Below are 11,671 nucleotides of genomic sequence, written 5' to 3'. Positions count from 1 at the left end.
ATATTCCGGGGTTCAAGCCCGCCGCAATCCGCGCTAAACCTTCCGCATAACCGCCGGAGGATAAAATGGCCCATACGATCCGCGACATAGCGCAAGCCTTGGGGGCCGAGGCCGAGGGCGATCTTGACCTGACCGTGCTGCGCGCGTCGGAACCTGCGGCGGCAGGGCCGCAGGACTTGGCCTTGGCGATGGACCCGCGCTATGGCGATGGCATTGCCAAAGGTCAGGCGCAGGTGGCAATGCTGTGGCCGGGGGCGGATTGGCGGGCGCTGGGGCTGAAAGCGGCGATCTTTGCGCCGCGCGGACGGTTGGCGATGGCGGGGCTGTCGGTGATGCTCGATCCCTGCCCGGCGATTGCGCCGGGTGTACATCCGATGGCGCTGGTCGATGCCTCGGCGCAGATTGGCGCAGGTGCTGCAATCGGGCCGTTTGTGGTGATTGGCGCGGGGGCTGTTATTGGCGCGCGGGCGCGGATTGCGAGCCACGTCTCGGTGGCCGAGGGGGCGGTGATTGGCGATGATGCGCTGATCTTGCAGGGCGCGCGTATTGGCGCGCGGGTGAGGATTGGGCATCGATTCATCTGCCAGCCCGGTGCTGTGGTGGGGGCGGATGGGTTTTCGTTTGTGACGCCCGAGAAGTCGGGGGTCGAGGAAATCCGCGCGAGCCTTGGCAAGCGCGATGATATCCGCGCGCAAAGCTGGACGCGGATTCATTCGCTGGGCGCTGTGACGATTGGCGATGATGTAGAGCTTGGCGCGAATGTGGCGATTGATCGCGGCACCATCCGCGATACGGTGATCGGATCGGGCACCAAGTTGGATAACCTTGTCCACATTGGCCATAACGTGCAGGTCGGGCGCGATTGCCTGCTGTGTGGGCAGGTGGGCATTGCAGGCTCGGCCCGCATCGGCGACCGGGTGGTGCTGGGTGGGCAATGCGGCGTCAATGACAATATCTTTGTCGGCGATGATGTGATCGCGGGCGGGGCCACCAAGATTTTTACCAACGCGCCTGCAGGCCGGGTGCTTTTGGGCTATCCTGCGGTCAAGATGGAAACCCATATCGAGATGCAAAAGGCGCTGCGGCGGCTGCCGCGGATGGCGGGGCGGATGGCGGCACTGGAGAAAGCCATATCCCTGTTACCTGATGTTGATTAAACGGGGAAAACCGTGACGGAAGGAAACCCGATGAACATGCAAACTCCGGTGGTCAGCGTTGAGGCGCAGGTGATCGCGATCATTGCCGAACAGGCGGTGCTGGATGTGGCGGATGTGACGGCGGCGCAATCGCTGGAAAGTCTGGGCATCGACAGCCTTGGTCTGGTCGAGACGATTTTTGCGATTGAAGAGGCTTTCGACATTTCGGTGCCGTTCAACGCCAACGAGCCGTCGAAAAGCGGCTTTGATCTGACCTCGGTTGCCTCGATTGTGGCGGCGGTTGAAGGTTTGATCGCCCAGAAAGCTGCATGAGGCGGGTTGTCATCACCGGGGCGGGCACGGTCAATGCCCTCGCGCAGGATGTTGCGGGCACCTACGCGGCTTTTGCCGAGGGGCGCTGTGGTATTGCCGAATTGGATATCCGCGACCGGGATCGGTTGAGCATCCAGATCGGTGGTCAGGTGAAGGATTGGGATGCCGAGGCGCGGTTCAGCCGCCAGCAGTTGACGCTGTATGATCGGTTCACCCAGTTCACGCTGGTGGCGGCAGAGCAGGCAGTGGCACAGGCGGGCTTGGTGTTTGAAGGTGATCTGGGCGATGACAGCGGCGTGGTGCTGGGCACCGCGGCGGGGGGTGTCAACACCTGGGACGAAAGCTATCGCGCGGTTTATGCCGAGGATAAGAACCGGGTGCATCCGTTTGTGGTGCCAAAGCTGATGAACAGCGCCGCTGCCAGCCATGTGGCGATGCGGTTCGGGCTGCGGGGGCCGAGCTTTTCGGTCTCGACCGCTTGCGCCAGTTCCAATCATGCGATGGGCTTGGCGTTTCAGGCGATCAGGGGGGGCGGGGCTAAGGTGATGCTGACCGGCGGGTCGGAGGCCATGCTGTGCTTTGGCGGCATCAAGGCGTGGGAAGGTTTGCGGGTGATGTCGCAGACCGCCTGCCGTCCGTTCAGCGCCAATCGCAGCGGCATGGTGCAGGGCGAGGGCGCTGGGGTGTTCGTGTTCGAGGATTACGACCATGCCCGCGCGCGCGGGGCCGAGATTTTGGCCGAGGTGATCGGTTTTGCGATGACCTCGGATGCCTCTGACATTGTGATGCCGTCGCAGGAAGGGGCGGCGCGGGCGATCCGGCTGGCGCTGCGCGATGCGGCGGTGACGCCGGATGCCGTGGGCTATATCAACGCGCATGGCACCGGCACGGCGGCGAATGACAAGACCGAATGTGCCGCGATTGCGCAGGTGTTCGGGGCGGCGGCGGAGGCTGTGATGCTGTCTTCGACCAAATCCATGCACGGCCATCTGATTGGCGGCACCGGGGCGGTAGAGTTGCTGGCCTGTGTGATGGCGTTGCAGCAGGGTGTGATTGCGCCGACGATTGGCTATGAAGCGGCGGACCCAGACTGTCCGTTGGATGTGGTGCCGAATGTGGCGCGGCAGGCGCAGGTGGATGTGGTGCTGTCAAACGCCTTCGCCTTTGGCGGGTTGAACGCGGTGCTGGTGCTGCGCCGCGCGCCTTAGCGACGGCTGTGTCGGAGCAAAGTTCTTCCCATCTGGGAATCACTTGTGTATTTCGCCCATAAAATGGCCTGAATTATACCATATATTGTGGTATGTAGCTTTTTGCGGATGCGGGCTGGCATGTCTGCCCATGAAAAAGCCCGCCCAAACCGGGCGGGCTTTTTGCGATCTGGGATGGTCTTACTTCTTCGGCATCGTGGCTGCGACGGCGTCGTAGCCTGCGGTGAAGCCTTTCAGGGCGACGGCGAGTTCAACCTTTTGATCGGGTGCTGCGGCTGGAACGATGGTGATCGTGGCCTTGGTGCCCTTCTTGAATTGCGCAACTTCGTCTGCGGTAAAGCCGACGCGCGCGACGCAGCCCAGTTGGGCGCAGAAGGTGAACGGGTAAAGCTTGGCCTTGCTGCCATCCACCGACACCGACAGGTTCGCGGTCAGCAGGGTTTCCAGCGGTGCGATGATCGTGGCACCGGCTGCGGCTTTGCCACCGGCGGGCAGGGCGAACATGCTGATTTCGGCCACGTTGGTGCCGTCTTTGTCTTTCAGCAGTTGATAAAGCTCGCACGGATCAGAGCCGTCTTTCATCTTGGTGCAGCGCTGCGCCCAGGCGTCAAAGGTGGCGAGTTGATAAATCTGGCCTTCTTTGGCTTCTTCTTGCGTCAGCGGCGCGGGCGGGGTGTTGGCGTCAACGCCCATGTTCAGATCATCGACTGCCGGTGCGGTGGTGTCCACCGTGGCCGTCGGTGCGGCGTCTGCCGGTGCTGCTTCTTGCGCCAAAGCCGGGAAAGCTGCTGTGGCCAAGGCAAGGCCCAACGAAAATGCGAAGGAACGGGGCAAAGTTGTCATCGACATCACTGTCTCTTTCTTGATTGTTTGGCTGGCCAATTACCATGGCAAGCCGGGGAAGTCAGCCGGAAAACACATCACGACTTCGCGTGTTTGGGCAAAAAACTGCCGTGAAGATCACGTCTGAAAACATGGCCGGAAGACGATGTTTCAAAAAGGAAAAAGGGCCGGACAGCCGACCCTTTTTCAACTTTTTTATTCTCCCTGTCGGACTGGCCGACTTCTGAGGCAGACGCTACGGCGCTTTCAAATCCACGTCAACAGGAATTGTAACCGATTGTGACAGTGGATCTGCGGAAAAGGCCGCGCTGCTTGCGCAGCGCGGCAGTCTGACAGGGAGGAGGTCATTGCCAACCACAACCTGACGTGTTCGGCACGATCCAGACTGGCACAGTCGGGTTAACAATGTATTTTGTCGGAGAACGGTTGCCTGCGGGCAGCTTTATTTCGTGCAAAAGGTGGCAGCATGGGCGAGACGATTTTTGTGGGCGGCGGTGGCGAAGCTTATGGTGTGCCGCAGAACCTGCTGCTGAAATACGGCAACCGTCACGGGTTGATCGCGGGGGCCACCGGCACCGGCAAGACTGTGACCTTGCAGGTGCTGGCCGAAGGCTTTTCTGCCGAGGGCGTGCCGGTGTTCATGGCCGATGTGAAGGGCGATCTGGCGGGGCTGGCGGCGGCGGGGGCCGTTACGCAAAAGCTGCACGACAGCTTTGTCAAACGTGCGGCGACCATCGGGCTTGATCTGCAATACCGCGCCTTTCCGGTGACGTTCTGGGATATGTTTGGCGAAAAGGGCCATCCGATCCGCGCGACCGTGGCCGAGATGGGGCCGCTGCTGTTGTCGCGCCTGCTGGAATTGACCGAGCCGCAAGAGGGTGTGCTGAATGTCGCCTTCCGCTTGGCGGATGAGGAAAACCTGCCGCTGCTGGATCTGAAAGACCTGCAGGCCTTGCTGACCTTTGTTGCCGAGCACGCGAGCGAGATTTCGGGGCGGTTTGGTTTGGTGTCGACCACTTCGGTCGGGGCCATTCAGCGCCGGTTGCTGGTGTTGGAAAATCAGGGTGCCGCGCAGATGTTTGGCGAACCGGCGCTTGATCTGGCTGATCTGATGCGCTGCGACAGTTCGGGTGCGGGGATGATCAACATTCTGGCCGCAGAAAAGCTGATGAATGCGCCGCGGCTTTATGCGACGTTCCTGCTGTGGCTGCTGTCAGAGCTGTTTGAAAACCTGCCCGAGGTTGGCGACCCCGACAAGCCCAAGCTGGTGTTCTTCTTTGATGAGGCGCATCTGCTGTTCACCGATGCCCCCAAAGCGCTGGTGGCCAAGGTAGAGCAGGTGGCGCGGCTGATCCGATCCAAGGGTGTGGGCGTGTATTTCATCACGCAGAACCCCGCCGACGTGCCCGAACTTATTCTGGGCCAGTTGGGCAACCGGGTGCAGCACGCGCTGCGCGCCTTTACTGCCAAGGATCAGAAAGACCTGAAGCTGGCAGCGGAAACCTATCGCCCCAATCCGCGCTTTGCGATTGAAGATGCGATCCGCGATGTTGGCACGGGCGAGGCAGTGACCTCGTTTCTGGAAGCCAAGGGCGTGCCCGGTGTCGCAGAACGCACGCTGATCCGCCCGCCATCTTCGCAATTGGGTCCGATTGATCCGACATTGCGCGCGCAACTGATCGCGGCCTCGCCCATGGGGGCGAAGTATAACACAGTCGTGGACCGCGACAGCGCCTATGAACGCTTGCGCGCGCGCGCTGAACATGCGGCGGCAGAGGCGAATGCCGCAGTGCCGGAAAGCCAACAGCCAGCCGACCGTGCCGAGCCCGAGTTTCGCAATGCCCGTCGTTATGACGGCGGCAGCGCGGGGCGCAGCAGCTCGGCTGCTCCGAAGAAAACCGCGTCCAGCCGGTCTGATTCGATTGGTGAGGCTTTTGCGAAAAGTTTCGCCAGAAGTCTTGGCTCTAAAACCGGGCAGGCGGTGATCCGCGGGGTTCTGGGGTCACTTTTCCGCAGCCGTTGACATATTCGCGTCTTGGTTGTGCCTTATTCAGCGTGCAGATCTTGGACATCTGCGTTGAGTTTGGGAGACCCTGATGGCTTTGACCGCTGCCGAGCAATATTTGCTGGAACTGATCAACCGCGCCCGGCTTGATCCGGCGGCTGAGGCTGCGCGTTACGGTATCGACCTGAACGCAGGCCTTGCGGCTGGCACGATCAGCACCGCCTCACGGCAGGTGCTGGCCCCCAATGCGCTGCTGGAAAATGCAGCGATTGGCCATTCGCAATGGATGCTGGCCGCCGATGTGTTTTCGCATACCGGCAGCGGTGGATCATCCGCCGCGCAACGGGTGACGGCAACAGGATATGGTTGGAGCAACGTGGCGGAAAATCTGTCGTGGCGCGGCACTTCGGGCACGATTGATCTGAATGCCGCTATCGCCACGCATCATCAGGATCTCTTTCTAAGCGCCGGGCATCGTGCGAACATGATGAACGGCGTCTATCAAGAGGTTGGTTTGGCGCAAGAGCGTGGGCTTTTTAACAATAGCGGGCGCAATTACGACTCGTCCATGCTAACCGAAGTGTTCGGCAGGCCCGCTACCGCGACGGTGTTCCTGACTGGCGTGGTTTACAACGACAGCGATCGCAACGCGTTCTATTCGATTGGCGAAGGAGTGGCTGGGGCAACGTTCACAGCACAAGGGCATTCGGCGACCAGTCAAGCGGCAGGTGGCTATGCGCTTGCCCTTACCGCTGGCGCGGCGGTTGCCGTGACGGGGCAAGTTGGCACGATCAGCTATGCCTTTACCGTTGGCATGGGCAACGGCAATGTGAAGGTGGATATCGTCAATCAATCCACGATCCTGACGTCAGGGTCCGTTACGCTTAATCTTGGCATCAACAATCTGACCTTGCTGGGGAATGCGAGCCTGAATGCGGGCGGCAACGGCACTGCCAATGTGATGACTGGCAATGCCGGAAATAACCGAATGGATGGCGCGGCTGGCAATGACCGACTTTTGGGGATGAACGGCAACGATTATCTGATTGGTGGTAGCGGGCACGACACGATCATCGGCGGCAATGGCGCTGACCGGATTGACGGCGGCACCTGGAACGATCGTCTGACTGGTGAAGCTGGTGCCGACACGTTCATCTTCGCGAATAACTTCGGGCTGGACACGATAGCCGATTTTTCACGGGCTGCGGGGGATCGGCTGACGTTCGACGATCAGATCTGGGGTGGCACGGTGCTGACGGCGCAGCAGGTGGTGGCGCAGTTTGCGCATGTGGTCGCGGGCGGCGTGACGTTTGAATTCAGCGCCAATGAGGTGATCACGCTGACCGGTTTGACCTCGACGGCGGGGCTGGCGGACGCGCTGACGATTGTCTAGGCGCGCGACATCGGTGCGCGGGCGGACAGGCCAACCTCGGCCACCGGGCGCAGTTTCAGCTTGGTGAGGCGGTTCTCGCGGCGTTGCGCCACTTCGATGCGAAAGCCGTGGAAGTGGAAAACCTGACCCTCGGACGGAATCATCTGGGCTTCGTGGATCACCAGCCCGGCGATGGTGTTGGCTTCGGCATCGGGCAGTTGCCAGTCGGTTGCGCGGTTCAGATCGCGGATCGTCATGGCGCCGTCGATCAGATAATCGCCATTGCCGTCACGTTTCAGGCCCTGATCGCGCGTGACCACATCGAATTCATCGGTGATGTCGCCGACGATTTCTTCCAGAATATCTTCAAGCGTGATCAGCCCCTGAAGCGCGCCGTATTCATCAACCACAAGGGCGAAATGCGTGCGCCGCTTGAGAAATTCGCGCATCTGTTCGTCAAGGTTGGTGGTGTCGGGGATGAAATAGGGCTTCTTGGCGACCTTTAGAATATCAAGGTTTTCCAACCCCTCGGGGGCATCACCGCGCAGCAGGCGATCCAACTCGCGCAGCAGATCCTTGGTGTGGACCACGCCCAGAATATTCTCGGCCTCGTCGCGGAACACCGGCAGGCGCGAGTGCGGTGAGGCGAGCATCTGGGCGACAATATCGCCGGGGGGATCGTCGGCGTTCAGCATTTCGATCTGGCGGCGGTGGCGCATGATTTCTTCCACCGCACGGTCGGACAGATCGAGCGCGCCCAGCAGGCGGTCACGATCCTCTTTCTGCATCGCACCGCCGGAGTGGCCCAAGGCGATGGCCCCGGCGATGTCATCGCGCAGCGCGTCATGTTGTTCAGAGAGATCAAAGGTCAGCCCGAAGCTGCGCAGGGCGGCTTGTTTCAGGGCTTGCATCAGGATCGCCAGCGGGGCGCAAATCCAAGCCGTGATCAGGCCAAACGTGCCCAGTCGCGACAGCGTTGCCTCTGCCGCGGCACTGCCCACGGCAGAGGGGATCAGCCGACCCAGCACCGCAAGGGTGATCCCCGCAGCGAAGGTCAGCCAGGCGAAGTCAAAGCCCGTCCAGTCGCGCGCTTGCCACAGCAGGCCCGACAGGGCGGCAAGTGCGGTCAGGCTGTGCGCCAGCCGCAGGGCCATAAGGCCGGTTTCGCCGCGCGCGATCAGATTGACCGCCGCAGGATTGGCGGGCGTGCGGCCATGCGGCAGATTTTGCAGCGCGGCGATCACGGCGGCCATCAGCGAGGCTGCGGCCAAAATGGCAACGAGCAGTGTGTAAACCCAAACACCGTGCATCATGCGCCCGCTTTGCCAGCCGCCAGAGGATGATGCGTCAGCACAAGGCGGCGCAGATCATCATCCAGCACATGCGTGTAAATCTCGGTGGTCGCGACATCGGCGTGACCGAGCAGGGCCTGGATCACCATCAGATCCGCCCCGCCTGCCAGCAGATGCGTGGCAAAGGCATGGCGCAGGGTGTGGGGGGTGACGCTGGCAGGATCAACGCCGCCTTGCACGGCTATATCCTTGACCAACAAATAGAAATGCTGGCGCGTCAGATGGCCATCGGCCCCCGGACCGGGGAACAGGTATTTCGATGCGGGTTTGCCATGCTTGCGCGCCACATCTTCCTGCGCGTCGCGTTCGGCCAGCCAATCCTGCACCGCAGCGCGCGCTGTGGCAGACAGCGGCACCATGCGTTCCTTGTCGCCCTTGCCGGTGACAAGGATCATCTTCGGATCGCCGCGCACGGCAGCCACTGGCAGGCCCACCAATTCCGACACCCGCATTCCGGTGGCATAAAGCAATTCGACCAACGCGCAGTTGCGCAGTCGTTCCGGTTCGGACCGGCCCTTGCGGCGGGCGGCGTCGAGGAGGCGTTCGACTTCGGGCAGCGAGAGCGTGCCGGGCAGGCGCTGGCTTGCGCCCGGGCCCTTGATGCGCAGGGCGGGGTTATCGTCGCGCCAGCCTTCCTCATGCGCAAAGCGGTAAAGCTGGCGCACCGCCGACAGCCTGCGCGCGCGGGTGGCTTTGGACAGCCCCTGCGCATCGCAGAACACAAGGTAAGCCTCGACATCCTCGCGCGTGGCGGTGGCAAAACTGCTGGCATTGCGTTCCAGCCAAGTGGCGAAATCTTTCAGATCGCGGCCATAGGCGAGTTGGGTGTTGCGCGCGGCCCCCAGATCGGCGGCTTGCGCGGCCAGAAAGCTGGAAATCCAACTGTCAGCGTGACGTGGGGCTGCCATTCAGCCCCGCCGTTCCAACAGCATCAACTGCAAGGCGGTGCGGCGGGCGATATCCTCTAGCCCCAGTTTGCGCAGCACCGACAGGCCTTCTGTGACCTTCACCAACTCACCACGCAGGCCGGATTCGATGCGGATCATCGCTTGCAGCATCGCCTCACCCACCCGCTTTTGTGCGATTAAGGCGGCAATGTCGTCGGGCAGTTGCGGGTCGGTAAAGGCGGGGGCGATGGCGCGGGCCATGCTGTCTGGGGCGATCAGGCCCTTGACCGATCCTGCGGCGAGGCCCGCCAGAAACGCCGTGCGCGCATCGGTGCCCGCATCGGGCGATTTCGCCAGCCGTTCATATTCGGGCGACAGCAGGCCCAATTCATAGCTGATGCGGGCGGCATCGCCCGTCAGGTGCATGGTGGCCAGCGGCCCTGCGAACAGGGTGGCAAAGGGCACCTCGATTTCCACATCTTTCATCCGCGCATAGGCCAGCGGCAGGCGCTGCTCGACCGCCGCCACATCGCGTTTGGTCAGGGCGGCGTCAAAGCGTTGGAACGCATCGGCCCGATCCCATACCCCGCCCGAGGCTGCGGGGGCACGATCGGTGTAAAGGCCCAGCAGGACGTTCGGAGCGATTGCGCCCGCGCGTGACAGACGCTCGGCGGCTTCGATCTGTGCTTTCCATCCCGCGCGGTCGGACAGATCGGCATTGGCAAAGGCCGGGGGCAGGGTGGTGGTGGGAAGGGGTTCGCCCAAGGCATCATAGATGCGCCAGACCAGCGGCGTAATCGGCTTGGGCGCGGGCGGCATCGGCTCGCCATCAAACTGCTCGGGGTCGAGAAAGCGTGACAGCAGTGCGTCATCTTCGGCGCTGATATTGTCCAAGGCCTGCGCGGTGCGCAGTGTCAGCGCGGCGGCATTCCAATCGCCAGCGCGGGCCAGACAAAACACCCGTGTCGTCAGGGTGGGGGCTAGGCCGGGGGCGGATTTCAAAACCTCGCAGGCCTTGTCTTCTTCGCCGGTCAGCAGCGCCACATCAAAGCTGCGGCGGAACAGTTCGGGCGAGCTGGCAGCGCCTGCCGCCTCGATCAGCGCCTGCGCCTGATCCAGCGCGCCGATGGTCAAGAGCTTGTCGATGCGTGCGATCAGCAAATCGCCCGAGCCTGCGGAATCGGCTGGCGCTTCGGCCTCGGCCAACAGCAGCGTCATCAGCAGCGATTGCAGGGCGGGCACGTCGCCCTGACCTGCGTCGGCAATGTCGCGGGCAATCTCGGCGCTGTGGCCGATGCCCCACAGATCATGCGGGAAGCCCGTCACTTGCGGCGGCAACAGCCCGACCGCATCCAGCGAGGTGCCGCCCAGCACGGTGGTGGCCACCTGATCGGGCAGCGCATCGGTGGTGACTTTCGGCTCATTGGCGACGGGCGGCAGATTGGCCTGCGTGCCGTTCTTGATCGCAGCCGGAGCCAGTGCAGCAGGCTCGGCGGGGGCTTGCGGTGCCACACCGCCCTTGGGCATCGGCGTCTTTACCGATTGAGACAACCAGTCGATGGCCGACAGCGGTTTCTTCTCGGCGGCAGCCATGCTGGGCAGGAGACTTGGCAGCGCCAAAGCCAGCGCCGCTGCCAGACAGCCGCCAAGGGTGTTAATCAACATTCAACGTCACCGGCAACTTTACCTCGGATGCGGTCGGAGAAAGATCCGCGAGATAAGCGTAACCCGTCAGCCCAATGATGCCAAGCACAGCCAATACCACCAAAACCTTGATCAGACGCCCCATGCCCGCTTCGCCTTCTACTGCTGCCGCAGGTTTTCCCTGCGCGATTGTTGTCGTGATTTCGCCACCGCCGGCAAAAGCCTTCGCAGCGCTATGCAGATTATATATGGCATTTGCGCCGAGTTCACGCCATTCAGACAAGAAAGATATGCTTTGGGCGGCGATGCGCCATCTGGCGCTGCAAATCAAGGCACACAGGGAAAAACATCGTGGCGTTGAAGAAAACCGTGGTGATGGTCGGGATGATGGGGGCGGGAAAAACCGCCGTGGGCACGGCGCTGTCGCGTCTGCTGGGCGTGCCCTTCGTTGATTCGGATGAAGAGATTGTGCGGGCGGCGGATCGCTCGATTGCCGAGATTTTTGCGCGCGACGGCGAGGCATTCTTTCGTGCGCGCGAAACCGAAGTGATCGCCCGGCTGCTGCGCGGCGCGCCATGTATCCTGTCCACCGGCGGCGGTGCTTTTCTGGCTGAAGCCAACCGCGATTTGATCCATGATGCGGGTGTTTCGGTCTGGTTGCGCGCCGATCTGGAACTGCTTTGGCAACGCGTGCGCCACAAAAGCACCCGACCGCTGCTGCGCACCGCCAATCCGCGCGAAACCCTGCGCGGGCTTTACGATGCCCGGCTTCCCTTCTACCAGATGGCCGATCTGACGGTTGATTCCTCGGCGGAATTGTCGGTCGAAGATATGGCGGCGCGCGTGGTTGAGGCTTTGCGCAGCCGCGCCGACGTGCTGGAAAGGGTCTGA

Annotated in this window: 11 protein-coding genes; 6 read left to right on the top strand and 5 right to left on the bottom strand. The window is 62.1% G+C overall.

Going from position 1 to position 11,671, the window contains the following annotated elements:
- Nucleotides 1–65 precede the first annotated feature (65 nt).
- The 3 genes from ACFOGH_RS05230 to ACFOGH_RS05220 are packed head-to-tail and all read left to right on the top strand — an operon-like array spanning nt 66 to nt 2,677.
- Nucleotides 66–1,157: a UDP-3-O-(3-hydroxymyristoyl)glucosamine N-acyltransferase gene (locus ACFOGH_RS05230; protein WP_380072005.1), complete on the top strand. Its 1,092-nt coding sequence runs from the start codon at nt 66–68 to the stop codon at nt 1,155–1,157.
- A gap of 30 nt (nt 1,158–1,187) precedes the next feature.
- On the top strand, nt 1,188–1,469 hold the full coding sequence (locus ACFOGH_RS05225; RefSeq protein ID WP_380072004.1) for an acyl carrier protein: 282 nt from the start codon (nt 1,188–1,190) through the stop codon (nt 1,467–1,469).
- Nucleotides 1,466–2,677, top strand: a complete 1,212-nt coding sequence (locus ACFOGH_RS05220) for a beta-ketoacyl-[acyl-carrier-protein] synthase family protein (RefSeq protein ID WP_380072003.1) — start codon at nt 1,466–1,468, stop codon at nt 2,675–2,677. The genes ACFOGH_RS05225 and ACFOGH_RS05220 overlap by 4 nt, the downstream gene beginning before the upstream one ends.
- Nucleotides 2,678–2,857: 180 nt before the next feature.
- Here ACFOGH_RS05220 and ACFOGH_RS05215 read toward each other — a convergent pair whose 3' ends face one another.
- The gene (locus ACFOGH_RS05215; RefSeq protein ID WP_380072002.1) at nt 2,858–3,526 is read right to left on the bottom strand and encodes an invasion associated locus B family protein; all 669 of its coding nucleotides are present in this window, start codon (nt 3,524–3,526) and stop codon (nt 2,858–2,860) included.
- A gap of 460 nt (nt 3,527–3,986) precedes the next feature.
- Between ACFOGH_RS05215 and ACFOGH_RS05210 the strand changes: the two genes are divergently transcribed.
- A complete protein-coding gene (locus ACFOGH_RS05210; RefSeq protein ID WP_380072001.1) occupies nt 3,987–5,543 on the top strand; it encodes a helicase HerA-like domain-containing protein in 1,557 nt (518 codons plus the stop codon).
- A gap of 73 nt (nt 5,544–5,616) precedes the next feature.
- A complete protein-coding gene (locus ACFOGH_RS05205; protein ID WP_380072000.1) occupies nt 5,617–6,918 on the top strand; it encodes a CAP domain-containing protein in 1,302 nt (433 codons plus the stop codon).
- On the opposite strand, the gene ACFOGH_RS05200 is transcribed toward ACFOGH_RS05205, so the two are convergent.
- Genes ACFOGH_RS05200 through ACFOGH_RS05185 form a run of 4 tightly spaced genes read right to left on the bottom strand, consistent with a single transcriptional unit; the run spans nt 6,915 to nt 11,063 of the window.
- Nucleotides 6,915–8,210 carry a transporter associated domain-containing protein gene (locus tag ACFOGH_RS05200; RefSeq protein ID WP_380071999.1) on the bottom strand — a complete coding sequence of 432 codons (1,296 nt, stop codon included), beginning with the start codon at nt 8,208–8,210 and terminating at the stop codon, nt 6,915–6,917. The two genes, ACFOGH_RS05205 and ACFOGH_RS05200, sit on opposite strands and share 4 nt — an antisense overlap.
- Nucleotides 8,207–9,157 carry a tyrosine recombinase gene (locus ACFOGH_RS05195; RefSeq protein WP_380071998.1) on the bottom strand — a complete coding sequence of 317 codons (951 nt, stop codon included), beginning with the start codon at nt 9,155–9,157 and terminating at the stop codon, nt 8,207–8,209. Before ACFOGH_RS05195 ends, ACFOGH_RS05200 begins: the two co-directional genes overlap by 4 nt.
- On the bottom strand, nt 9,158–10,801 hold the full coding sequence (locus ACFOGH_RS05190; protein WP_380071997.1) for a hypothetical protein: 1,644 nt from the start codon (nt 10,799–10,801) through the stop codon (nt 9,158–9,160). It abuts the gene before it with no gap.
- Nucleotides 10,791–11,063 carry a hypothetical protein gene (locus ACFOGH_RS05185; protein WP_380071996.1) on the bottom strand — a complete coding sequence of 91 codons (273 nt, stop codon included), beginning with the start codon at nt 11,061–11,063 and terminating at the stop codon, nt 10,791–10,793. The genes ACFOGH_RS05190 and ACFOGH_RS05185 overlap by 11 nt, the downstream gene beginning before the upstream one ends.
- Before the next feature lie 65 nt (nt 11,064–11,128).
- On the opposite strand from ACFOGH_RS05185, the gene ACFOGH_RS05180 reads away from it, so the two are divergent.
- Nucleotides 11,129–11,671: a shikimate kinase gene (locus tag ACFOGH_RS05180; protein ID WP_380073971.1), complete on the top strand. Its 543-nt coding sequence runs from the start codon at nt 11,129–11,131 to the stop codon at nt 11,669–11,671.

Origin of the sequence: Cypionkella sinensis (assembly GCF_042646385.1) — a bacterium.
Classification (GTDB): Bacteria; Pseudomonadota; Alphaproteobacteria; order Rhodobacterales; family Rhodobacteraceae; genus Cypionkella; species Cypionkella sinensis.
This window is presented reverse-complemented; position numbering and strand designations above follow the sequence as displayed.